Here is a 22,211-nt window from a genome sequence, read left to right on the forward strand (position 1 = left end):
CGTCAGTCGCGCACAGGGTGCGCTCTCACAGCAGAGATGGCGCTGCATGACACCCCAATGCGACACTGCGCGGCGACGTCGTCACGGAGCACCACCCATGCGTCTCGGCCTTGCCGCCAACCAGCTGCACCACGCCCACGCCAACGCCGCGCTGTTCCGCTGGCTGCATGCGTGCGAGGCAGGCATCCGCGAACTTGAACTGGGCTTGCACGCGGTGGGGCGTACCTACGATGCGATTCATCGCGCCGGCTACCTTGAGCGCTATCTGCCGCTGCGGCGCTATCCCTACGGCCGCGAAGGCGGGCTGATGAAGCTGGTGGCCGAGGTCGTTGGCCTGGGCGATGACCGCGTGCTGGATGGCGCTATCTACCTGATCGATCCGGTCGATCCATCCTCGATTTTTCCCGAGGCGATCGCGCTCAAGCGCCAGTGTGTGATCCATGGCAAGCCCTTCATTTCCACCGTTGCCACGGCGCGCGACTGGATCGAGATGGAGCGCATCCACGCGGGCCTGTTGCCGGACCCAGGTGCCCAGATATTTCACGATCTCCAATCGCAGACGCTGGCGCTGATCGCGCACGACGCCATGAAGCCGCAGATGCTGGCGTATGCCGCCGAGCACTTCGACGTGCTGTCGCGCTTTGCGCATCGCGTGGGTACCGGCACCACGGGCCAGCGCCTCAACGAACTGGCATGGAGTCGCGGTTGGCCGCAGGACCAGGCGTGGGTGGAGCGTTACCAGAGCGGTCCGCTGGGCGGCGACGCGCAGATCGCGGATCTGGTGCTCGAACGCCGCTGCCAGCGCGCGATCTTTTTTGAAGATCCGCACGTGGCACGCCAGCATGAAGCCGATATCCAACTGCTCGAGCGCGCCGTCACCACCCGCACCGACGACGCGGTCTGCATGACCACGCCCAAGGTGGCAGCGCGCTGGGCAGCCGCCGTGGAACGGCGAGCCGGCCGCTGATCGATGAGGGGTGCATACTGGCGCACTCGTCGCGTCGTGATCGTGGAGCAGGTATTCCCATGTGCGTGATTGCATTCGCCTGGCAGGCGCATCCGCGCTGGCGGCTTGTCCTGATTGGAAACCGCGACGAATTCCACGCGCGTCCCAGCCTGCCGCTGGCGCGCTGGGAGCAGCCGCCCATCGTCGCGGGCAAGGATCTGGAAGCCGGCGGTACCTGGCTGGGTGTGACCGATGACGGGCGCTGCAGCGTGGTGACCAATGTGCGCGATCCGCGCGACCCGCAATTGGGTCGATCGCGCGGCTTGCTCGCGCTCGACTATCTTGCCGGCAGCGACGATGCCGTGGCCCACGCCGGGTCGCTGCTGCACACGGCGGCGGACTATCGACCGTTCAATCTGCTGACGTTCGACGCCACGCATGCCTTCTATATCGGCAACCGCCCGGACTCGCGCGCGCAAGCCGTGCAGCCTGGGGTGCACGGGTTATCCAATGCCGACTTCAATACGCCGTGGCCAAAGACCCGCGCCTTGATGGGCCACGTGGGTGCGTGGATAGCGGCGGGGCAGGATGATGAATTCGCGCCGCTGTTTGCCGCGCTGGCCGATCCGCATGTCTATCCCGACGATCAGTTGCCCGATACCGGTGTTGGGCTGGAGCGTGAGCGCTGGCTGTCGTCGGCCTTCATACGCGGCGATCGCTACGGCACGCGTGCGAGCACGGTGGTGGCGATTGGCCATGACGGGCGCGGTGTGGTGGTGGAGCGGCGGTTTGGTCCGAATGGCAGCGATGAGGGTGAGACCGCCGTGCCGTTCTAGCCCTCGCCTTCTGTGGGAGCGCACCCTGTGCGCGACAACCCGACGGAGCGATACACCCAGGCGTGGCCGTCGCGCACAGGGTGCGCTCCCACACACGGCCAAGGTGTCGCTAGTCGCCCGACTTCTCGGGAAACTCGCCATCCACGTAGTACCAACGCCCTTGCTCCCGCACAAAGCGGCTCACCTCATGCATGCGCTGTGCCTTGCCCCCACCCAGGCGAAGACGAGCGATGAATTCAACGACCGCCTGGTCGCCGTCGCTCTCATGCCGCTTGATGGCCAGCCCCAGCCACGTGGGCGCCGGTTGCTGCGCACTGAGCTTGAGGTGGGCGGGGCGCGTGCTCGGGTGCCAGGTCGCCAACAAATAATCTTCGCGCTTGAGCACGTAGGCACTGTAACGTGAGCGCATCAGTTGCTCGGCCGTGGTGGCCGCCGCACCCTCATGAAGCGGGCCGCAGCAGCGCGCATAGCCGTCGTTGTTGCCGCAGGGGCAGGGCGTGAGCGTGTCGATCGCTTGAACGTAAGGGCGCATGGCGTGGGGCGGGCGCGAGCAGGGGCGCCCTCTGATGCGCATCCTGACGCGATCGCGGTCAAAATGCCAATGATCGGACGGCTAATCCGTTCAGCGGGCGCGCTGCCAGATGCGCAGGCGATTATTGGCCGGCATGGCGACGTCGTCGATCAGCTCGAACCCGGCGATCTCGGCCAGCGCATCCACGGCTTCGGCATCGCGGATGCGCATATGGCTGCCGCGCTCCTGCAGCCAGTCGTCGAACGCGGCGTTGCTCTGGCTGGTGTAGTGGCCGTCGTAGTTGAACGGACCGTAGATCGCCAGCATCGCGTCTTCCGTGGTCACCTCGGGCAGACGCGAGAACAGCAGTTCCACTTCGTCCCAGCTCATGATGTGCAAGGTGTTGGCGCTGAACACGGCGTCATAGTGGCGAGCCGGCCATGGCCCGCCCACGTCAAGCACCAGGGGCGCAGGCGTATTGGAAAGCTGCGCCTCGTCCAGCCATAGCCGGATGCCCGGCAGGTACTCGCTGCGATCCGTGCATTGCCACAGCAGATCTGGCATGGCCGATGCAAAGTGGATGGCATGCTGCCCCGTGCCGCTGCCGATTTCCAATACTTGCCGGCAGCCGGCGAAATGTGTGCGCAATACCTCGAGGATGGGGTCGCGATTGCGCTCGCAGGAGGGCGCGTTCGGTTTGTCCACTCAGGCAGGCCGCCCGCGCAGCACACGTGCGGGCAGCATCAACACGGCACCGAGGAAGGCGAACACGGCGCCCACGGTGATGCCCACCAGACGGAACGGCAGCGCAATCAGCCACACGATGGGATAGAGCACGAGCGCCAGCAGCGCGAGCGGCCAGCAGAACACCAGCAGCAACAGCCAAAGCAGGAAGGCAACCATGGCCTACGTCCTCATGCCGGAAACAGCGCCACTCTAGCTCAGCCCAGCGAGGGGGCGTAGATGACTAGTTTCACCCCATCGGGTTCACGCCGATCAGCCAGATGTGCAGCCACCAGGCGAATACGGCCCAGCCCACCACACCCGCCACGACGCTGATGATGTCGCCCTTGACCGTGCCAGCCCGGTAGGCCACGCCCGCGGCGCGATCGCGGCGGCGTGCGCTGACGAAATCCACGATGGCCCAGAGCAGGAAGGCACCGAACAACACCACATCGTGCAGCATGCCGGTCGCCAGCAAATGGCCGAACGCCCAGACCTTCACGCCCGCCAGCATCGGATGGCCGAGCTTGGCCTTGAAGTGGTTGCCCGGCACATAAGCCGCCGCGACCAGCACGAAGGCCAGCAAAGTGAAAAGCGCGTTGAGATGACGCAGCCACAACGGAGGCACGTAGAGCAGCACGGGTTGCTGCCGCGCCAGGCCAAAACCCAAAACGATCAGCACGAAGCCGATGATCGATACGACGGAATAGAGCCCCTTCCAGCGCATTTCGCCGAGCTGTGCGCGACGTTGCGTGCGCCAGGGATCGGCAAAGATGCGCAGGGAATGGACGCCGAGGAACAACACCAGGCCGAGGATGAGCAGTGCCATGCGGATCACCTAGACGGGCGGAGTGCCCCGATCATGGCACGCCACGCAGGCTGGCCGCATGCGTCGAAGGTTTGGCTATCCTTGCAGGGTGACGCAGGCAACCAGCGCCACCGAACCCTCGTGCAACTTGACGGGACTGGTATCGGGCTGCCACGCGTCGCCCGCACTCAACGGCCCATCGAGCGTGTGCGCCGTGCCACGGGCGAGGTAGACCAAGATGCCATCGGGCGGCATCACGTGACTGCCGGGCCCGACGATCACCTCGACGCGGCCGCTGGCCGCCGCGCGCCGCACCATCAGGTTGAAATCGCGCGTGGCGCCGCCGGCCATCGCCACTTCGACCTGCGCTTCGCCGGCAAAGGCGAACGGTTCCAGCGGCGTGGTCAGGGCATGTTGCTGCTTGCCGTCCAGCGTCATGCTGAAACCGTCGCCATCGAGCAGCACGATCTGGCGATCGATGCCGGGAAACGTGGAGAACGGCGCGGCGCTGTTCACTTCGGCGACGCTGATGCGCCAGATGAAATCATCGCTGCCTGCGTCGGCCGGAAAGCGCGCGATTTCACGCGTGACACCCATGCCGTTCTTCCACGGCTGCGGCGTCATGTCGGCGGCACGAATGATGCGGAAGCTCATGCGACTTTCTCGATGACGCGGGTAAAGGGCGGCAGTGCCCGCAGCATGCGTTCGCCATAGCGCTTGAGCACCACGCGGCGATCGAGCAGCACGATGCGGCCGCGGTCGGTCTCGGTGCGGATCAGGCGGCCGCAATATTGCGTGAGCTGCCGCGTCGCTTCCGGCACGGTGACTTCGATGAAGGGATTGCGGCCGCGCGATTCCAGCCATTCGGCGTAAGTGGCACCCACCGGATCGGTGGGCACAGCGAACGGAAGTTGTGTGATCACCACCGTTTCGCACAGCTTGCCGGGCAGGTCGAGACCTTCGCCGAACGAGGCCAGGCCAAACAGCGTGCTGCCCTTGCCGGCTTCCACGTCGACGATGTGCTCGGCGACGAGTTGCGCCTTGCCCAGCGAGCCTTGCGCGCGCACCTTGCGCACGAATTCGATCGGCAGTTTCTGCAGTACGCGGTCGAGTTTGACGCGTGAGGTGAACAGCACGAGATTGCCGGCGCTCCAGTCCAGGTGCTCGGCGAGCCAGTCGCAGATTTCCTGCACGTGTTCCTCGCGTGCATCGGGCAGCGAGCGCATCGCTGGTACTTCCAGGCGTGCCTGCATGGCCAGGTCGAACGGCGAAGGCAGGCTCAGCGTGACAGCATCGTCGGGCAAGCCCACCGCATCGGCGAAGCCGCGGAAATTGCCGCCCGCACTCAGCGTCGCCGAGGTCATCACCACGCCGCTTGCATTGCCCCACAGGACGCTGCGAAGCAGACCGCCCGCGGATACTGACGAGGCGTGGCAGACCAGCTGCTGGTCACCGCTCAGCGTGACCCAGCGCGCGAGCGGCGGTGTGTTGTCGCCATCGGACGCCGACCACGCGCGCCAGGTGCGCACCTGGCGATCGATGCGCTCCAGCGCCATCCCCAGTTCGCGCGACAGCGCTTCATGGGTGGGACCGGTTTCGGTCATCTCCAGCACGGCGCGGCGCACGGCGCCGACCCAGCGCTCGATCTCGCCTGTGAACACGTACAGCGCGCGCGCATGCTCCACCCAGGCCTCGGGCAGCTGACCCAGCGAGCCGCGATACATCGGCTCCTTATCGTCAGGCGACGGCAGCCAGCTCAGGCGGATTTCCCGCTCCAGTTCTTCCAGCCCGCTGCTGAGGTCTTGCAGCTTCTGATCGCCGGCGTCGAGCGAGAGCTTGCCGATCACTTCCTTGTCGGTAAGCGAATAGGCGGCGTGGATCTGCCGGCCCAGGCGGCTCAGCTGGCGCACCGCGACATTCATGTAGACCTCGGCCGCACCGCGGTCGATCGCCTTCGCCGGCACGTGGTGGCCTTCGTCGAAGATGTAGAGCGTTTCATCGGGCTTGGGCAGGATCACGCCGCCGAAACCGTCTTCCTCGCGCGGCATGGTGAGATCGGCCAGCACCAGATCCTGGTTGGCCACGATGATCTCCGCATCGCCCACTGCGCGGCGTGCGGCGAAGAACGGACACTGCATGAAATGCGCGCACTTGCGGCTGGTGCAGCCGCCGGCGCTGGTGGTGATCATCGGACGCAGCACATCGCTGATGGGCTCGGGCGCCACGTCGATGTCGCCATCCCATTCGTGCCGATCAAACAAGTCCATCAGCTTGGTCAGGGTCTTCTTGTCGCGCTCCTGCGGCGGCTTGCTCCACAGCGCCAGATCGGCGTCGAAGCCCAGGCCCATCTGCGAGGTTTCATTGAGACTGTTGCTGGCCATCGCCAGATTGCGCGGGCACAGGTAACGGCCGCGGCCCTTGGCCAAGGCCACCTTGGCCTCGGTGCCATTGAGCTTGAGATAAAGCGGGATATCGCGCTGGACCAGCTGCTCCTGCAGCGCCACGGTGGCCGTCGCAATCAGCAGCTTTTTCTTCTGCGCCCGCGCCACTTCGACGCCGGCGATCAGATAAGCCATCGACTTGCCGGTGCCAGTGGGTGCTTCGATCACCGCGGCGCCGCCTTCCTGGGCCAGCGCCTTGGCCACCTCGGCGATCATCTTTCCTTGCGACGCGCGGGCGCGAAAGCCGGGCAGGCCTTCCTTGAGGCGCGTATAGGAAGCGCGGATCGCGTCTTTGGTGGTATCGGTCAGCATCGGGCGGGTCGGGCGCGAAACGGCGCGTCGGAGGCGCATTCTCGCATGCCCGCAGCGGCCCTGCCGGCCCGCTCATGGGGCGACCGAAAAGCGCCCAAAAAAGAAGCGGATGGCCGTGGCCACCCGCTCGCTCCCACCAGGTTCGAATGCCCCAGCGCTTCCGGGCTGCTGAACGACTGGACATCCAGTTCCCGGAAACGCTGCCCGCGTCACCGCGAGCCCCCGCACTGTCCGTAGGCAGGTGGGGCGAGGGGTATTTTCGCGGGACGGACGATGCGGAGCTACGGGATGCGTCTGAAACAGCGCTTGGTGGGCGACGCTCAATCAGCGGTGGCGTTGATGCTCATGGCCACCGCTTCGGCCACGCGTATGCCATCCACCGCTGCGGAAAGAATGCCGCCCGCATAGCCCGCGCCTTCGCCGGCGGGGTATAGGCCGCGGGTATTGAGGCTCTGGTAATCCTCGCCGCGGCGGATGCGCACGGGTGAAGACGTGCGCGTTTCCACGCCGGTGAGCACCGCGTCATGCATGGCGTAGCCCTTGATCTGGCGATCGAACGCGGGCAGCGCTTCGCGGATCGCTTCGATGGCGTAGTCGGGCAGCGCAGCAGCCAGATCGGTCAGATGCACACCGGGTTTGTACGAAGGCTGCACATTGCCGAATTCGGTCGATGCCTTGCCCTTGATGAAGTCGCCGACCAGCTGTCCCGGCGCACTGTAGTCACGGCCGCCCATGTCATACGCACGCGATTCGAGGGCGCGTTGCAAGGCAATGCCGGCCAGCGGACTGCCGCTATCGTCAAAGGCGGCGAAATCCTTGGGCTCGATGCCGACCACCACGGCCGCATTCGCATTGCGCTCGTTGCGCGAATACTGGCTCATGCCATTGGTGACGACGCGTTCGGGTTCCGACGCCGCGGCAACCACGGTGCCGCCCGGGCACATGCAGAAGCTGTAGACCGAGCGGCCGTTCTTGCAGTGATGCACCAGCTTGTAGTCGGCGGCACCGAGAATGGGATGGCCTGCCTGCGGTCCGAAGCGCGCCTGATCGATGATTGACTGCGGATGCTCCACGCGAAATCCGATCGAAAACGGCTTGGCTTCCATGTAAACGCCGCGATCATGCAGCATGAAGAACGTGTCGCGCGCGCTGTGTCCCACCGCGAGCACTACATGATCGCTCAGCAGCTGCTCGCCATTGGCCAGCACCACGCCGCGCAGCTGGCGCGTGCCGTCGGCGGCGGTGTCGACCAATAGATCATCCACACGCTGCGTGAAGCGGATTTCGCCGCCGAGCGCCTGAATGGTCTCGCGCATCGCTTCCACCATCGTGACGAGGCGGAACGTGCCGATGTGCGGCTTGCTGACGTAGAGGATTTCCTCGGGGGCGCCCGCCTTCACGAATTCCGTGAGCACCTTGCGCCCATGGTGATGCGGATCGGAAATCTGGCTATGCAGCTTGCCGTCGGAAAATGTACCCGCGCCGCCTTCGCCGAACTGCACGTTGGATTCGGGCTCCAGCTGGCGCTTGCGCCACAGGCCCCAGGTGTCGACGGTGCGTTCGCGCACGGCCTTGCCGCGATCGAGGATGATGGGCTTGTAACCCATCTGCGCCAGCAGCAAACCGGCGAATAGGCCGCAGGGCCCGAAGCCGATCACGATGGGACGCTGCTTGAGATCGGTTGGCGCCTGCGCCACGAAGCGATAGTTCGTGTCGGGTGTGGGTTGTACGTGCTTGTCGTCGGCGTGGCGCTTGAGCAGGCCGGCTTCATCGGCCACCTCGACATCGAGCGTGTAGATCAGCTGGATGTTGCCGCGTTTGCGCGCGTCATAGCCGCGACGGAAGACCGAGACGCTATGCAAGCCGTCTTTGCCCAGCCCCAGCTTGGCGCGCACGGCGGCGTCAATGGCGCCGTCGGCGTGGTCGAGCGGGAGCTTGATGTCGGTGAGTCGGATCATGCGGGCAGAAGGTCAGGCGGTCTGGCCGGGGATTTTCGCATGTCTGGGCGTTTGAGGTTTTGCAGCGCCCAGTCGCGCACAGGGTGCGCTCCCACAAGGGCTGCGAGACCCCTGTGGGAGCGCACCCTGTGCGCGACTCAACCTTGCGAGAGCGGTCAGCCCTCCGCCGCCACCTGCCGCAAGGTCTGCTCAAACACCTCAGGCGGCTGCCCGCCCTGGACCAGGTAGCGATCATTGATGATCACCGACGGCACCGCGCGCACGCCCTGCGACTGGTAGAACTGCTCCTGCGCGCGGACATCCTGCGCGTAGCGGTTTTCGTCCAGCACGCGGCGCGCTTCACCGGCGTCCAGGCCGACCGAAGACGCCACGTCCACCAGCACGTCCCGCGAGCTTACGTCGCGGCCGTCGGTGAAGTACGCGGCCAGCAAGGCCTGCTTGAGCTCGGCCTGGCTGCCTTCGAGCGCGGCCCAATGCAGCAAGCGATGCGCATCGAAGGTGTTCACGATGCGGTTGCGCTTGTCCATGTTGAAGGTGAAGCCCAGCGACGCGCCGCGTTCGCGGATGGCTTCCTGGTTCTGCTTGATCTGCGCCGGCGAGCTGCCGTACTTGTGCGCGATGTGCTCGAAGATGTCCTCACCCTCGGGCGCCATCTGCGGATTCAGCTCGAACGGCTGAAAATGCAATTCCACCGCCACCTCGTCACCCAGATTCTGCAGCGCCTGCTCCAGCGATTTGAGGCCGACGGCGCACCACGGGCACACCACGTCGGAAACGAAGTCGATCTTGATGGGTTTGGCGTTGGCCATGGCGGAGTCCTCGATGCGATCCCCGCTAAATGGGATCGCACAAGGCGCCAATCAAGTGCCGGCTCAGCCCGCGGCTTGGCTGCCCTGGCGTCCAGAATTTCGCTGTTGCCGGCCAATAAAAAGGGCGGCGCAGATTCGTAAGACCCTGCGCCGCCCCGAACTTTCAGCTCGGCTTACGGCTTGCCGATGAAATCCATCTTGCCCAGCTCGGCGCCGGCCTCGCGGAGAATCGCGTAGGCGATGGTGCAGTGGAAGAACACATTCGGGATCACGAAGTGCAGCAGATAGCCTTCACCCTCGAAGTGCTGTTCGCCCGAGCGCGTCTTGAGCGTGATCGCGCGCGTTTCGCTGCCGTCGATCTGCTCGGCCTTGAAGCTCTTGATGTAGTCGATGGCGCGCTCGATGCGTGCGTGCAGTTCGGCGAAGGTGGTTTCGTTGTCCTCGAACTTCAGCGGATCCACGCCGGCCAGTCGCGCGCAGGCGTTCTTGGCCATGTCGGTGGCGATCTGCACCTGGCTGGTCAGCGGCAGCATGTCGGCGGTGAGGCGGGCCTGCAGCAGCAGGGAGGGCTCGAACTTGCGGGCCTGCGCGTGGGCCTCGCCCTTGCGCAGCACATGCTGCAGGTTGCTCAGGGCGCGCAGGAAAACGGGAACGGAAGCCTGGTACATCGACAACGTCATGGGGAATGCTCCGGAGGTTCTAGGGGAGTGATGGTGGCTTGCAAAGGGACAACAGAGGACGGTTCGCCCGGTAGGGTGTGAGGCACGGGTTCCTCGCCCTTGGCGAGGTCATGCGTATGCCGCGTCGCGCGCAGCGCGATCACGGTGCCGATGGCCAGCAACACCGCCGACAGCACAAAGGCCAAGCCGGGCAGGTGATACGGCGACGACGGCGAGATCGAGAACGAAAACACCTGGGCGAACAGGAACGGACCAAAGATGCCCGCGAAGCTCGCCAGGCTGCTGATGGCACCTTGCAGACGACCTTGCTCCGCTGCATCCACTTCGTGCGTCATCAGCGACTGGATCGGCGGCTGCGAGAGGCCCCACAGGGCCATCAAGGGGATACCCATCAGGAACGCCACGCCCGTATTGGCCAGGCCCATCACCAGGAACGAGCCGATGCCGCACAGCATGCCGCCGAGCATCAGCCGGCGTTCGCCGAAGCGTGGCGCCAGACGCCGTGTCAGCACGGCCTGCACGAAGGCGTCGCAGGCGCCCACCAGCATCAACACATAGCCCACCGCCTGCGGGCCCCAGTGGTAGCGATAGTCGGCGTACAGCACGAAGGTGGTCTGCAGCACGTAGTGCGCCAGATACACCAGGAACATCACCACGGCCAGGCGCATCACCAGCGGATAGCGGGCGAGCAGTTTCAGCGAACCGAGCGGGTGCGCGCTGTGCATCTCGAAGCGCGGCGTGCGGCGTTCCTTGGGCAGCGACTCCGGCAGCACGAAAAAGCCGTAGAGGAAATTGCAGGCGGCCAGGCCACCGGCCACCCAGAATGGCAGGCGCAGATGTATGTCACCCAGGAAACCGCCAAGACCGGGCCCGATGATGAAGCCCAGCCCGAACGCGCTACCGAGGATGCCGTAGGCCGCGGCGCGTTTTTCCTTGGGCGTGATATCGGCGATGTACGCATTGGCCGTGGTGAAGCTCGCGGCCGTGATGCCCAGCACTACGCGCGCGACGAACAACAGCCACAGCGTGGGCGCCAGCGCCAGCACGAAGAAATCGATGGCCAGCCCGGCATTGGAAATCAGGATCACTGGCCGGCGCCCGAAGCGATCCGACAACGCACCCTGCACCGGCGAGGCAGCGAACTGCACGACCGCGAACACGGTGCCGAACACGCCCACCCACCAGGCCGCATTCGCAATGCCGCCACCGGCGAGCTGCTCGATCAGATGCGGCAGCACCGGGATGACGATGCCGAACGCGAGCATGTCCAGCACGACGGTGACGAAGATGAACGCCAGCGCGGCGCGGCGGCGCGGATGGAGCTCGGGGTCGGTGGTTGGGTCCATGGGTCAGGCTGGCCGTGAGACGCGCACGATAGCCGATTCCCGATGACGCTGTGTGTGCAGTGCAGTAGGAGCGCCACGCCTCCTGTGGGAGCGAACCCTGTGCGCGACGGTCGCTACGAAGCCGACCCCTGAGGTAGTCGCGCACAGGGTGCGCTCCCACAACAGAGGGGGGCGATTCAACCCTGCGGCGGCTGGGTCAGCTCGCGCGCGTCGAGATAGCCGTCGTGATTGCGGTCCAGCTTGTGGAATTGCCGGCGCAGGTTGTCCTGGAACTGCTTGAGCGTGATCGGTTTGCCATGGCCACCGGGCAGTTCGTCGGTCTCCAGCACACCGTCGCCATTGATATCGAGCCGATAAAAGCCCTGGCTCAAATGCGCCACGTACTCCGCCTCGCTCACCCGCCCATCGCCATCGGTGTCGAACTCCCGAAGGTACTCAGCAGGCGTGGACTGCGCCCACGCGATGACCGGCCCCAGCAACAGGCCTGCCAGCATCGCGACGCGGGCAGGCAGCCGCATCATGCGGCCTCGGTCTTACGACGCAATACCGCCAGCGGTTGCGCCCAGGTGGCGCCGGGGCGTCGCTTGCTGGTGACCAGGGTGAGGTCGCTGGGCTGGAACACGTTGATGTTGTGCGTTGCCGGCGTGGTAAGGATGTACTGCGCGCGCGTGGACTTGAGGAAGGCGCCGACCTTGTCGATGTTGAAGATGTCCAGATGCGCGAACGGCTCGTCGATGAACACGAAGCCGCCGGGGCGGTCCTCGTCGCGCATCAGCGCTACCAGCAGCAACAAGGATTTCATCACCTGCTGGCCGCCCGACGCCTCGCCGTCGTCCATGCCGATCCAGCCCTTCTTGTCGAACTCGAAACGCACGTTGAGGCCGGCCTGGGCCAGCGCGAGGTCCTCATTGACCAATTCGGGCAGATCCGTTTCCACGCCGATGCCGGCGAGATCCGCCAGCACTTTGAGGTTGCGCGCATAGCGCTTGACCGTGTTGCGCAGCACGTTGAGATAGGCGGCGCGCGCTTCTGTGGTGATGCGGCCGGCGCGTTCGAGATGCACGCGGCGGCGTTGCAGATCGTCGCGCAGGCCCTCGTGGTCGTTGGCGTATTTGTCGCGCAACGGCAGCACGCCGTCGTCGGTTTCCCAATGACCTTCGTTGAGGCGACGCTCGATGCGGTCGATCTCGCGACGCACCGCGGCAGGCGATTCATAGCGCTCGCGCAGCTCCAGCATGGCACGGCGCGAACGATGCGCTGGGCGCACGTGGCTGCGCTTGTGGCGGAAGGCCTTCAGGCGATCGACCTGCTCGTGGCGGAACTGCGCAAACTGGCGAGCGCTGTCGGCCAGCTGCTGCTGCGCCTGTTTGTGTTCGCGCGCTTCGTTGTCGCGCTGGCGGGAGTTCTGCTGGCGCTGTTCGCGCACGCCTTCGTAATGGGCCTCGGCGGCGGCGTAGCTGTCGGCGCAGCGCTGCACGTCGTCCTGCAACGAAGATTGCGCTTCGTGCGCCACGGCGAATTCATCGGCGCGGTCGGCGAGCTGGTTGCTGGCGTTGGCGCCACGCAGCAGGCTTTCGGCGTCGCTGGCTTGCTCTTGGTATTGCTTGCGCTTGTCGGCAATGCCCCGCAGCTGCTTTTCGATCGACTGCAGGCGCTCTTCGCCTTCGCGCAATTGGCGTTCGCGTGCGGCGCTGCCGAAGTACACATCATCCACGCCCAGGTGACGTCCGCCGCGTCGCTCGCGGAAATAACCCTGCGGCGTGATCCAGTCCTGTTCCTTGCCGAGCTTGGTGCCGTCGGCCACGTCTTCCACGCGACGGATGCGGTCCAGCTGGCGCAGCAGCCACTCCGGCGCCGGCGCGGTGAAGTCGACCACTTCCAGCAGCGAACCGCGCGTGGGCGCGATGGTGGGCGAGCGTTCGGCCACCACGAAATGCTTGTAGCGGTGTTGTTCGCCCAGCCGCCACGCCGCTTCGCGATCACGCGGATGGTCGAGCAGCACCACATGGCGATAGCCGGCAAGTACGGCCTCCACGGCCGCCTGCCAGCGCGGTTCGGTGATCTCGACGATCTCGCTCAGCATGCTGTGGCCGATGCCGCCATCGTCCAGCGCGCGGCGGAACGACTGCTCAAACTCCGGCGTATAGCGCTGGCCGCGGCGCCAGGCGCCGAGCTGCGCGGTAAGCGTGGACAACTGCTCGCGCAGTCGTGCCTCATCGTTCTGCAGGCGGCCGAGCTGGCTGCGCGCTTCGACCAGCTGCTTGCCTTGCTGCTCGTGATCGGCGCCGTCCTGCTCGGCCACCAGCTTGCGCAGATGCTGTTCCTGCTTGAGCAGGGTGGCGTTCTCGGTTTCGGCGCGGCGCGCTTCGTCGAGCTGCTGCTTGGCCTGCTGGCGCACCTGGTCGGCCGCGTGCTGCTCGCCGCGCAGTGATTCCTCGTTGAGGTCCAGCGATTGCAGGCCTTGCTGCAGATCCACGTCGCGCGCGGACAGGTCGCGGCACTTGCGCTTGAGGCCAAGCAACTGGGGACGCGCACCACGGATCGCCGCATGCAGTTCGGCCAGCTCGGTGCGCGGCAGCGTTTCGGCGACCAAGTCGGTGTGCTCGTGCTTGAGCGCATCCCACTCCTGCCACAAACGCACGCGGCCTTCGGCTTCCTGCAGGCTCACCCCGATCAGGGAGAGCTGGTGTTCCAGGCCGTGCAGTTCGCGATCGGCTTCGGCCTGTTCGTTGCGGGCGCGCTGGTAATCGTCCAGCACGGTCTTGTCGCCGAACACATCGAACACCAGGTCCAGCAGCGCCTTGGGCGGCAGCTGGCACAGCTTGTCGGTGGCGCCTTGTTCGAGCGTCAGCACGCGACGGATCGCCTGCGACAAGCCGGCGCCTTCAAGGCGCACGCGGTAGTCGCGCAGGCCGAGGAAATCGTTGCGCGCTTCGATCTCGTCCACGCTGACGTCGCCACCCATGACGGCGTACTGGCGCTGCCACTCGCCGCCCTTCTTCTGGATGCGCACGGCCAGCGTCACTTCGCTGTCCATGATCGGGAAGAATGGGCGCTCGCCGCGCGGCCCCGGCACATTGCCCACGCGGGCACGCAGCCACGCGAACGGTTTGCCGTTGTGGCGCAGGTAGCTCTTGTAGTCGCGGTTGCCGGCGCAGTCGATGGTCAGCAGCGTGCGCAGCGCATCGAGCAGGGTGGTTTTGCCCGAACCGTTCGGGCCCACCACGGTGACGATATTGGTATCCAGCGGCAGGCTGAAGCGCTGCCAATAGTCCCAGTGGATGACTTCGAGGCTGCGGAAATCAAACATCGTGGATCACTTCGCTGTCTTCAGTTTCGTCGGTTTCGTCGTAGAGCGGTTCGTCGTCGCTGCCCAGATCATCGCGCGGCGTGAGGCCGGCCAGCAGATCGCTCAACGCGCCATCGAGGATGCGTCGCGCAGTGCGTTCGTAGTCGAACACCAGGTCCAGCAAGGGCCCTTCGGCCAGCTCGCCCTTGCGGCGCGCGATGAAGCCGTGGCGCGATAGCAGGCCGAGGTTGAAATTCACACGCGTCTTGCCGCCGAGCTTTTCGCCAAAGTCGGCGAGCAACGTGCGTTCGGCCACGATCGGCGACAGCGCTGCGTCGCGCGAAATCGGCTTGGCCTCGGCAAACATCTGCTTCTGCGACGCATCGGCTTCGGCCTGCTGGCGTTCCAGCTGGCGCTGGCGCTTGGGCAGCACGATAAGCGCCCACAGCACCACCAGCAGCGCGATGGCGTCGCGGTCGAGCTGCAAGGTGTTGGAGATCCAGCTGTCGCTGCCGCCGAACACATGCTTCTCGTTGGCGCGCGCCACGGCGACGCCGATAAAGGCGGAGTAGGGATGTTCACGCAGTTCGAGACCGACGGCAGCGAGGCGGCGATCGAGTTCTTCGCGGAACGCTTCGTCGAGCAGCGCCTTGCGCGCCTGCGTGTCGTCGCGCGGCAGCCAGCGCTGGGATAGCAATCGCGCGACCAGCGCAGCGGTTTCGTCATGCATGCTTGTTGTCCTTGCTTGGATGCAGGCGACCCGCGCTGACCAGCGCGATCGTCGCCAGGCCCGGGTCGACCAGGCGCGGTTCAATTTCAAGTTTCAGCGGCAGGCGCGCGAGATCCGCCGTGGCGCCCTGCAGCGCAGAGGATTCCGGGTCGCCCACCAGGCCGAGCAGCGACAGGCGGTACGCGCTCAAGGCGTAATCGTCGCCGCGCAGCGCATCGCTGAGTTCCAGGGGCGTGGTCAATGCGGCCAGTTGGCCATGCCATTCCAGCAGCGGCGAGAGATCTTCTTCGTCGATCGGCAGGTCGTGCGTGGTCGGCGTGCTTTCCGCGTTCGGCAGGGCACTGCTTTCGGCGGCGGCGCGTTCGCGTTCGAGCAACTCGTACTCGGCCACGTCCAGCGCGATCTGGTCCTGCAGGAACGGCGGCTGCACCGGCAGCTGCGCGGCCTCGTCGGCATGCTGGGCCAGCGCATCGGGGGTGAGCGAACGCAACCACGCGACCAGGTCGGACGAGGAGAGTCCGGTGCGCCCCAGATGCACGCGATGCTGGTCGATCTTGTTGAGCTCGCGCTGGAAAATGCCGGCCTGCCGCAGCAACGCACTTTGCGCGCGTCCCACGGCCTGGGCGAGACGGTGCGTGGCCGAGTCGAGGTCTTCATTGTCGGCGATGGCGCTGACGACTTCCGTGCCTTTCTCCACCCACGTCCATACCGAATCGAGTCGCTGTGCGGCGCGACGGATGCGATGTTCGGAGCCGGACAGCACGGCGCGGTCGAAGTCGTCCTTCAATTCGGACAGGCGCGACAGCAGATGCGTCAGCTCGTCGCCGGACACGCGGCCCACGGCCTGGCCGGCGGCAAGCTGCGCGGTGATGTAACCCAGGCCGTCGTCGTCGTCGTGCTCGAATTCCAGCAGCGTGGCGACCGCGGCCAGCGCCTTGCGGCCCAGCGGGCTCACGCGATAACGCAGCGTCTCGTTGTCCCAGGTGAGCAGCTCGTGTTCTTTCAGGCGCTGCACCACGGTATCCAGCTTCACCGGCTCGACAAAGGCCAGCTGCTCGCGGATTTCCGCCGGCGTCCATTCCGGCGCGTGGGCGCGCGCGCCCAGCGTGCGCAGCACCAGCAGGCGCAGCAACACCTGCGCCTCGCTGCCGTGGAACAGCGCATTGAACGCGCGCAACAGCGAGCGCCCGCGCAGCAACGGAAACACCGCCGGGATGTCCTCGGCGGTGATGCCTTCGCGCAATACGTCCTGCAGACGCTCGTCGGCGTCGGTGCTATCGATCAAGATCATCGGTGGCGCGTGCTCAGCGGCCCGCGCCATGGATACCGATGAACTGCAGGAATTCCGAGCGCGTGCGTGCATCGTCGCGGAAGGCGCCCAGCATCTGGCTGGTGACCATCGAGACGCCGCGCTTGTGCACGCCGCGCGTGGTCATGCATTCGTGGCTGGCGTCGATCACCACGGCCACGCCCGCCGGGTGCAGGTTTTCCTGGATGCACTGGGCGATCTGCGCGGTGAGCTTTTCCTGCACCTGGAAGCGGCGCGCATAAGCGTCCACCACGCGCGCCAGCTTACTGATGCCCACCACGCGGTTGGTCGGCAGATAGCCCACGTGCGCGCGGCCGATGATCGGCGCCATGTGATGCTCGCAATGGCTTTCGAATTCGATGTCGCGCAGCACGACCATTTCGTCGTAGCCGGCCACTTCTTCGAAGGTGCGGCGCAGGTAGTCGCCCGGATCGGTGGCATAGCCGGAGAACCAGTCCTTGTATGCCTTCACCACGCGCTTGGGCGTATCGAGCAGACCCTCGCGGCTGGGATCTTCGCCCGACCAGCGCAGCAGGACGCGGACCGCTTCTTCGGCCTGTTCGCGGGTGACTTCGGTCGGTTCTTGACGCTCGCTCATGCGGGTTCCTTCAGATACGCCTTACAGACTTGCCAGTGTAACGCCAGCGTCAAGCGCTGGCCCGCATGGGCGACGGACGGTTAGCAGGATCAACCACTTGCACCCCGGCCCGATGGCCGGGCGGCCAGTCTTCCACCCTTACGCGGCGCCACCCACGCCCGCTAGACTGGACGCTTGCATGAACTAGGGAGTGGTTTATGAAGCGCTCGACTCTTGCCTGGACCCTCGCATGGCTGGGCTGCATCGCCTCAACGGTATCGGTGGCGGCAACCGGGGCTGCAACCGGCCAAAATGTACGCAAGACGGCGGAAGCCTCCGTGTTGGTCACCGGATCGTTAGAGGTGAACCCGGACGGCACGCTGCACGGTTACACCCTCGATCATCCCGAGAAGTTGCCGCCGGTGGTGGTCGAGGTGATCGGTAAAAACATCGTGCAGTGGGAGTTCAAACTCTCCGCGTCCGCGAAGGAGGTCGTGAAGAGCACGATGAGCCTGCGTGTAGTGGCCAAGCCCGTGGCTGATGGCAAGTTCAACGTCTTCGTCCAGGGCGCGTCATTTGGCCAAGCCGAAGCCAATGCCGCTACGGTGAGCTACAAGGAGCATTCCGCACCCCGATATCCACGTTTGGCCGTCGAGGCGCGCGTGAGCGGGACCGTGTATCTGCTGGTGCGTGTCGGCCGCGACGGCGCCGTCATGGATGTGGCGGCCGAACAGGTGAACCTTGACCAATACGGCACGCAAGCTGACATGGACAGGTTCCGCAAGATACTGGCCGATGCGTCGATCGATGCGGCCACACACTGGACGTACAACCTGCCCACCAAGGGGACGTCCATCAATGATCCCTATTGGGTCGTCCGTGTGCCGGTGAACTACAGCCTTCATCAGATGGGCGCACTCGACAAGGTGCACAAGTACGGAGACTGGGATGTCTATATTCCAGGCCCTCGGCAGACGCCATCCTGGATCGACGCGGGGCTTGCCAACCAGTCCCCTGACGCGACCCCCGATGGCTCGCTGGCCTCGGGCAATTCTTCAATCCAGCTCGTTACGCGGCTCGGCGGGGCCTGAGCGCTTTCAGGCGATCGAACGAAACAGCGTCACGCGGCCAGCTTGGGGTTCGCTGGCCGCGCGCAACCAGGGCTCGCTCGCCACGGCGGGCGTACACGGGCCGAGCGTGGCGACGCGAATGGTGCGACGACGGGCTTCGTCATGGAGCCGATCGAGCATCTGCCGCAACATGTCGCCGGTGAACGGCGTATAGAGATAGAACACCGTGCCGCGCGAGACATCGGCGTCACGGGCATCTTGCGCTATGAAGCTGGCGCGATCGACGCCCAGCGCTTGCGCCGCGCGCTGGGCGCTGGCCACGTAGGCTGGCTCGCGCTCGATGCCACAGGCACGTGCCGGCGTGCAGATCGACACCAGCAGGGGCACATGGCCCATGCCGGAGCCGAGGTCGACGAGCAGGTCATCATGGCCCAGATGCGCGCGATGGATCAGGTCCAGCACGTGGCGCACCGGCGTTGGCTGATAGAACACCATGTCGGCTTCGAGCTCGTCGACCGAGGCGGGCTCGTCCAGCGACAGCACCTCGCCGATCAAGGCGTCGAGATGGTCATAACCCCAGGGTTCGCGCAGATCGTCATGGTGCAGCCAGCCGCGCAGCGCGTGGGCGCCAGCACCTTCCACGATGGCCTGACGAACGCCTTCGCACAGGCGCTGCTGTACGTCGCTGAGGGCGGCCAGGCGCTCGCGCGCGCGTCGGCGCACGGTGTTCATCACCGCCGTTGCCGCTGGCGTACAGGCCTGGGGTTCGTGCAGCAGCACGTCTTCCAGCCGGTCCATCGCCCGCACGCGCTCGCGCAGTTGTTCGGGCCGTTCCAGGGAACGGTCCTGCTCGACTTCGCGGACGATGGTGTGCAGGGCATCCAGCATGACGTGATGAATCCACAAGGGCGCACGAACCCCTGGATGGTGTCATGTTTCGGCTGGCCGCGAGTTGAACGCAGGTTGCTGCGATGTCAACGCGGATCGGGGACGAAATGTCCGGGGAACGGGTCGGGGCGAGCGGGCGGCGGACGGTCGTCGCCGGGAATCACGCCTTGGGCGATCAGGCGTTCGCGGGTGTCGTAGTAGAGCGTGATCGTCTCATTGGGCGTGGACGAAGCGCGTTCGAAATCGGTGTAGCTGACCACCGAGGTTTCGCGCTCGCCGTGGCCGGTGCCGATCGGGCCGTTGTCCTGCGCCTTGGCCACCGACGCGCGGGCGGCGGATTCGGCCACGGGCGCGGCAGGGGCAGGCAGCGATGGCTGGATGCGTTCATCGCCCGAGTCGGAGATCCTGGAGATCGGGCCGGGCATCGGCAGCGGGCGGATCATGCGTCGCGGCAGGAACACGGCCATGCCGATCACGCCCACGTTGTCAGGGCGTCCCGTGCGTGCGGCGTAGCTGCGGGATGCATCGGCAAATATGAAATCCGCCACTTCGGTGAGGCTTTTGCGCCAGCCGGGAATATCGGTGGACACATACGGTTGCAGCACATAACCCGTTTGCGACCAGTCGGCCGTATCGCCGGACAGCACGTTGACGCCGTCGACCGAAAGCACGCCCAGCACGCGGCTGCCGTTCTGGCTGCGCAGATGGATCTGGTAGCGGTGCCCCGGCTGTCCAGCGACGTAGTAGCGGCCGTCGTGCAGATAGACCGGCAGCTCCTGTTGCGAGGTGCGGTCATACACGCCCAGATCCACCAGCCGGCCGACTGCGGCGGCCTGCGTGCTGGCCGCCACTGAGGCCAGGCCCAGTACCCACGAGCGCAAGCTGTTCATGCAACGACTCCGGCAGGCATCGATGGCCGATGCATAGGTTGGAACGTCGCATGGAGCCGAATGGGGTTAATGCCATGGGCTGGTGGGAGGCCTAAAGGTTCTTCGCGGCCGGCCGATTCCATGGGCGACCCTCCCCCAGGACCTCCCATGAGCATCGGCATTCATCTGGACATGTCCGCCATCCCGGTGACCATCGCCGGCGCTTCGGCCTCGACGGCATCTGCGTCCACTACGTCGTCGTCGACAGCGGCGACATCATCGGCACAGGGCGGCACGACCCCGGTGGTCAAGGGTGCCGGTGTGGCTGGTGGAGCAAGCAGCAGTTCTGCGTCGTCGAGCAGCTCCGACAGCGGCAGCGCGGCCAGCGCCACGATCAAGGCCTTGCAGAAGGAAATCGCGCAGCTGCAGAAGCAACTGGCCCAAGAGGAGCAGGCCTTGCATGCCGCCACGTCAGGCAAGAAAGCCGCTGACCCGGCGAACATGGCCGTCGTCTCCGCCCTGCAATCGGCGGTGGCGACCACCAATGGTCAGCTGGAAGCCGCCGTCAACGCGCTGTCGGCCGCCCTGCAGAGCGAAGGCGGCAGTAGCAGCGGCGCGCTGGTCAGCACGTCGGCCTGAGGGCGCTGCGAGCGATCACACCTCGGTGTCGTCGTCGCTGATCTCGTCGAGCGCCGGGGCGTCGATCAGCACCTGCTGGGCGTCCTCGCCGGACAGGGTTTCCACGCCACGCAGCTTGCGCTCGATGGCCCGCGTGCGGACGCTGGCCTGATCGATCACATTGGTCGCTTCGTTGAGCTTCTTGCGGGTCTTTTCCAGCACCGCGCCGAACTTGCCGAATTCCGTCTTCACCGCGCCGAGCAAGGTCCAGACCTCACTGCTGCGCTGGGCGATGGCCAGCGTGCGGAAGCCCATCTGCAGGCTGTTGAGCAAGGCAGTGAGCGTGGTTGGGCCGGCGATGGTGACGTGGAAATCGCGCTGCAGCGATTCGAACAGGCCCGGCCGGCGGATCACTTCGGCGTACAGGCCTTCGGTGGGCAGGAACAGCACCGCGAAGTCGGTGGTGTGCGGGGGCGCCACGTACTTGCTGCGGATTCGCTTGGCTTCCTCGCGCACGCGCACTTCCAGCGCGCGCCCGGCGAGCGCCGCCCCATCTGCATCGGCCGCTTCCTGCGCGTCGAGCAGGCGCTGGTAATCCTCCACCGGGAATTTCGCGTCGATCGGCAGGTACAGCTGGGCGTGCTCGCCGGCGCCCGGCATGCGCACGGCAAATTCCACGCGGTCGTTGCTGCCGGGCACCGTCACCACGTTGGAGTCGTACTGATCGTTGGTAAGCAACTGCTCCAGCAACGCACCCAGCTGCACTTCGCCGAGGATGCCGCGCGTTTTCACATTGGTGAGCACGCGCTTGAGATCGCCCACGCCGATGGCGAGGTTCTGCATTTCGCCGAGACCGCGCTGCACTTGCTCCAGCCGTTCGGAGACCAGCGCAAACGACTGGCCCAGGCGCGTTTCCAGGGTGTTCTGCAACTTCTCGTCGACCGTCGCGCGCATTTGCTCGAGCCGGGCGGCGTTGTCGTCCTGGATTTCCTTGAGCTTGGTTTCCAGCGTGGCGCGCACTTCGTTCAGGCGCTTTTCGTTGTCGGCGGTGAGCGCGGCCAGGCGCTGCTGCTGTTGTTCGCCGAAACGGTTGAGGGTGAGGGTGAGTTCTTCGCGGCTGCGGCGCGCGTCTTCGGTGAGGCGCTGCGCCAGCGTCTGCAGGCCGGCGTCGGTGCGTTCGGTAAGCACGTCCAGGCGCTGGCCGAAATGGCCGATGCGTTCGTGCTGCTGCGTGCTCATGCCGCCCAATTGTTCCTGCACCAGCGAGCGGAAGTGTCCCAGCGACTGGGTCATTTCCCCGCGATCGGCGCGCTGCTCTTGCGCCAGCGCTTCGCGCAGGTGGCGGTTGTCGTCCTTCAAGGCATCCAGGCGCGCGGCAAGGCCGCCATCATCGCGTGCGCGCAACAGGCTCATCACCTGCATGGCGAGCACGGCGATGACGAGGACGATCAACACGATTTCAGTCACGGACATGGCAGTTCCCAACGGCAT

The 22,211-nt window shown here is 65.7% G+C and carries 22 protein-coding genes; 4 read left to right on the top strand and 18 right to left on the bottom strand.

The window, feature by feature from the left end:
- Positions 1–97 precede the first annotated feature (97 nt).
- Entirely contained in the window at positions 98–967 is an 870-nt protein-coding gene (locus AC1DMY_RS18615; protein WP_477166356.1) for a methylglyoxal synthase, read from the top strand.
- 59 nt (positions 968–1,026) lie between these two features.
- On the top strand, positions 1,027–1,782 hold the full coding sequence (locus AC1DMY_RS18620) for an NRDE family protein (protein WP_477166357.1): 756 nt from the start codon (positions 1,027–1,029) through the stop codon (positions 1,780–1,782).
- A gap of 109 nt (positions 1,783–1,891) precedes the next feature.
- Here the strand turns inward: AC1DMY_RS18620 and AC1DMY_RS18625 are convergent, their stop codons facing one another.
- The 15 genes from AC1DMY_RS18625 to folE all read right to left on the bottom strand — a co-directional run bounded on the left by AC1DMY_RS18625 (position 1,892) and on the right by folE (position 17,296).
- On the bottom strand, positions 1,892–2,314 hold the full coding sequence (locus AC1DMY_RS18625; protein WP_477166358.1) for a YchJ family protein: 423 nt from the start codon (positions 2,312–2,314) through the stop codon (positions 1,892–1,894).
- Positions 2,315–2,404: 90 nt separating this feature from the next.
- A complete protein-coding gene (locus AC1DMY_RS18630; RefSeq protein WP_477166359.1) occupies positions 2,405–2,998 on the bottom strand; it encodes a DUF938 domain-containing protein in 594 nt (197 codons plus the stop codon).
- Positions 2,999–3,196, bottom strand: a complete 198-nt coding sequence (locus AC1DMY_RS18635) for a hypothetical protein (RefSeq protein WP_477166360.1) — start codon at positions 3,194–3,196, stop codon at positions 2,999–3,001.
- Between the two features lie 70 nt (positions 3,197–3,266).
- A complete protein-coding gene (locus AC1DMY_RS18640; RefSeq protein ID WP_477166361.1) occupies positions 3,267–3,845 on the bottom strand; it encodes an NnrU family protein in 579 nt (192 codons plus the stop codon).
- 75 nt (positions 3,846–3,920) lie between these two features.
- Positions 3,921–4,478, bottom strand: coding sequence for a HutD/Ves family protein (locus tag AC1DMY_RS18645; protein ID WP_477166362.1), 558 nt, complete (start codon positions 4,476–4,478; stop codon positions 3,921–3,923).
- A complete protein-coding gene (dinG, locus tag AC1DMY_RS18650) occupies positions 4,475–6,577 on the bottom strand; it encodes an ATP-dependent DNA helicase DinG (protein ID WP_477166363.1) in 2,103 nt (700 codons plus the stop codon). Before dinG ends, AC1DMY_RS18645 begins: the two co-directional genes overlap by 4 nt.
- A gap of 320 nt (positions 6,578–6,897) precedes the next feature.
- Positions 6,898–8,535, bottom strand: a complete 1,638-nt coding sequence (locus tag AC1DMY_RS18655) for an NAD(P)/FAD-dependent oxidoreductase (protein WP_477166364.1) — start codon at positions 8,533–8,535, stop codon at positions 6,898–6,900.
- 155 nt (positions 8,536–8,690) lie between these two features.
- On the bottom strand, positions 8,691–9,344 hold the full coding sequence (locus tag AC1DMY_RS18660) for a DsbA family oxidoreductase (RefSeq protein ID WP_477166365.1): 654 nt from the start codon (positions 9,342–9,344) through the stop codon (positions 8,691–8,693).
- Between the two features lie 173 nt (positions 9,345–9,517).
- Complete coding sequence (locus tag AC1DMY_RS18665) at positions 9,518–10,024, bottom strand: DUF1993 domain-containing protein (protein ID WP_477166366.1); 507 nt, start codon at positions 10,022–10,024, stop codon at positions 9,518–9,520.
- Positions 10,021–11,370, bottom strand: coding sequence for a TCR/Tet family MFS transporter (locus tag AC1DMY_RS18670; RefSeq protein WP_477166367.1), 1,350 nt, complete (start codon positions 11,368–11,370; stop codon positions 10,021–10,023). The genes AC1DMY_RS18665 and AC1DMY_RS18670 overlap by 4 nt, the downstream gene beginning before the upstream one ends.
- A gap of 176 nt (positions 11,371–11,546) precedes the next feature.
- Positions 11,547–11,888: an EF-hand domain-containing protein gene (locus tag AC1DMY_RS18675; RefSeq protein ID WP_477166470.1), complete on the bottom strand. Its 342-nt coding sequence runs from the start codon at positions 11,886–11,888 to the stop codon at positions 11,547–11,549.
- Positions 11,888–14,680 (bottom strand): AAA family ATPase, encoded by a 2,793-nt coding sequence (locus AC1DMY_RS18680; RefSeq protein WP_477166368.1) that lies wholly within the window; start codon positions 14,678–14,680, stop codon positions 11,888–11,890. The genes AC1DMY_RS18675 and AC1DMY_RS18680 overlap by 1 nt, the downstream gene beginning before the upstream one ends.
- Positions 14,673–15,389 carry a hypothetical protein gene (locus AC1DMY_RS18685; RefSeq protein WP_477166369.1) on the bottom strand — a complete coding sequence of 239 codons (717 nt, stop codon included), beginning with the start codon at positions 15,387–15,389 and terminating at the stop codon, positions 14,673–14,675. The genes AC1DMY_RS18680 and AC1DMY_RS18685 overlap by 8 nt, the downstream gene beginning before the upstream one ends.
- Positions 15,382–16,680 (bottom strand): hypothetical protein, encoded by a 1,299-nt coding sequence (locus AC1DMY_RS18690; RefSeq protein WP_477166370.1) that lies wholly within the window; start codon positions 16,678–16,680, stop codon positions 15,382–15,384. Before AC1DMY_RS18690 ends, AC1DMY_RS18685 begins: the two co-directional genes overlap by 8 nt.
- A gap of 13 nt (positions 16,681–16,693) precedes the next feature.
- The gene (folE, locus tag AC1DMY_RS18695; protein ID WP_354014753.1) at positions 16,694–17,296 is read right to left on the bottom strand and encodes a GTP cyclohydrolase I FolE; all 603 of its coding nucleotides are present in this window, start codon (positions 17,294–17,296) and stop codon (positions 16,694–16,696) included.
- Between the two features lie 197 nt (positions 17,297–17,493).
- On the opposite strand from folE, the gene AC1DMY_RS18700 reads away from it, so the two are divergent.
- Complete coding sequence (locus AC1DMY_RS18700; protein ID WP_477166371.1) at positions 17,494–18,366, top strand: energy transducer TonB; 873 nt, start codon at positions 17,494–17,496, stop codon at positions 18,364–18,366.
- 6 nt (positions 18,367–18,372) lie between these two features.
- Here the strand turns inward: AC1DMY_RS18700 and AC1DMY_RS18705 are convergent, their stop codons facing one another.
- Positions 18,373–19,233 carry a class I SAM-dependent methyltransferase gene (locus AC1DMY_RS18705; RefSeq protein WP_477166372.1) on the bottom strand — a complete coding sequence of 287 codons (861 nt, stop codon included), beginning with the start codon at positions 19,231–19,233 and terminating at the stop codon, positions 18,373–18,375.
- An 86-nt stretch (positions 19,234–19,319) separates the two neighbouring features.
- Positions 19,320–20,123: a hypothetical protein gene (locus AC1DMY_RS18710; protein ID WP_477166373.1), complete on the bottom strand. Its 804-nt coding sequence runs from the start codon at positions 20,121–20,123 to the stop codon at positions 19,320–19,322.
- Between the two features lie 147 nt (positions 20,124–20,270).
- Between AC1DMY_RS18710 and AC1DMY_RS18715 the strand changes: the two genes are divergently transcribed.
- The gene (locus AC1DMY_RS18715; protein ID WP_477166374.1) at positions 20,271–20,741 is read left to right on the top strand and encodes a hypothetical protein; all 471 of its coding nucleotides are present in this window, start codon (positions 20,271–20,273) and stop codon (positions 20,739–20,741) included.
- Positions 20,742–20,756: 15 nt separating this feature from the next.
- Here AC1DMY_RS18715 and AC1DMY_RS18720 read toward each other — a convergent pair whose 3' ends face one another.
- Entirely contained in the window at positions 20,757–22,193 is a 1,437-nt protein-coding gene (locus tag AC1DMY_RS18720; RefSeq protein WP_477166375.1) for a DNA recombination protein RmuC, read from the bottom strand.
- Positions 22,194–22,211 lie beyond the last annotated feature (18 nt).

The sequence above is a fragment of the Dyella sp. 01L423 genome (assembly GCF_056399945.1).

Coding starts and splice junctions, on each gene's coding strand:
- AC1DMY_RS18700 (WP_477166371.1), top strand. CDS start 17,494: ATGAAGCGCTCGACTCTTGCCTGGACCCTCGCATGGCTGGGCTGCATC.
- AC1DMY_RS18710 (WP_477166373.1), bottom strand. CDS start 20,123: ATGAACAGCTTGCGCTCGTGGGTACTGGGCCTGGCCTCAGTGGCGGCC.
- AC1DMY_RS18660 (WP_477166365.1), bottom strand. CDS start 9,344: ATGGCCAACGCCAAACCCATCAAGATCGACTTCGTTTCCGACGTGGTG.
- AC1DMY_RS18715 (WP_477166374.1), top strand. CDS start 20,271: ATGAGCATCGGCATTCATCTGGACATGTCCGCCATCCCGGTGACCATC.
- AC1DMY_RS18720 (WP_477166375.1), bottom strand. CDS start 22,193: ATGTCCGTGACTGAAATCGTGTTGATCGTCCTCGTCATCGCCGTGCTC.
- AC1DMY_RS18620 (WP_477166357.1), top strand. CDS start 1,027: ATGTGCGTGATTGCATTCGCCTGGCAGGCGCATCCGCGCTGGCGGCTT.
- AC1DMY_RS18680 (WP_477166368.1), bottom strand. CDS start 14,680: ATGTTTGATTTCCGCAGCCTCGAAGTCATCCACTGGGACTATTGGCAG.
- AC1DMY_RS18705 (WP_477166372.1), bottom strand. CDS start 19,233: ATGCTGGATGCCCTGCACACCATCGTCCGCGAAGTCGAGCAGGACCGT.
- AC1DMY_RS18615 (WP_477166356.1), top strand. CDS start 98: ATGCGTCTCGGCCTTGCCGCCAACCAGCTGCACCACGCCCACGCCAAC.
- AC1DMY_RS18685 (WP_477166369.1), bottom strand. CDS start 15,389: ATGCATGACGAAACCGCTGCGCTGGTCGCGCGATTGCTATCCCAGCGC.
- AC1DMY_RS18635 (WP_477166360.1), bottom strand. CDS start 3,196: ATGGTTGCCTTCCTGCTTTGGCTGTTGCTGCTGGTGTTCTGCTGGCCG.
- AC1DMY_RS18625 (WP_477166358.1), bottom strand. CDS start 2,314: ATGCGCCCTTACGTTCAAGCGATCGACACGCTCACGCCCTGCCCCTGC.
- AC1DMY_RS18665 (WP_477166366.1), bottom strand. CDS start 10,024: ATGACGTTGTCGATGTACCAGGCTTCCGTTCCCGTTTTCCTGCGCGCC.
- AC1DMY_RS18645 (WP_477166362.1), bottom strand. CDS start 4,478: ATGAGCTTCCGCATCATTCGTGCCGCCGACATGACGCCGCAGCCGTGG.
- folE (WP_354014753.1), bottom strand. CDS start 17,296: ATGAGCGAGCGTCAAGAACCGACCGAAGTCACCCGCGAACAGGCCGAA.
- AC1DMY_RS18655 (WP_477166364.1), bottom strand. CDS start 8,535: ATGATCCGACTCACCGACATCAAGCTCCCGCTCGACCACGCCGACGGC.
- AC1DMY_RS18640 (WP_477166361.1), bottom strand. CDS start 3,845: ATGGCACTGCTCATCCTCGGCCTGGTGTTGTTCCTCGGCGTCCATTCC.
- dinG (WP_477166363.1), bottom strand. CDS start 6,577: ATGCTGACCGATACCACCAAAGACGCGATCCGCGCTTCCTATACGCGC.
- AC1DMY_RS18675 (WP_477166470.1), bottom strand. CDS start 11,888: ATGCGGCTGCCTGCCCGCGTCGCGATGCTGGCAGGCCTGTTGCTGGGG.
- AC1DMY_RS18690 (WP_477166370.1), bottom strand. CDS start 16,680: ATGATCTTGATCGATAGCACCGACGCCGACGAGCGTCTGCAGGACGTA.
- AC1DMY_RS18670 (WP_477166367.1), bottom strand. CDS start 11,370: ATGGACCCAACCACCGACCCCGAGCTCCATCCGCGCCGCCGCGCCGCG.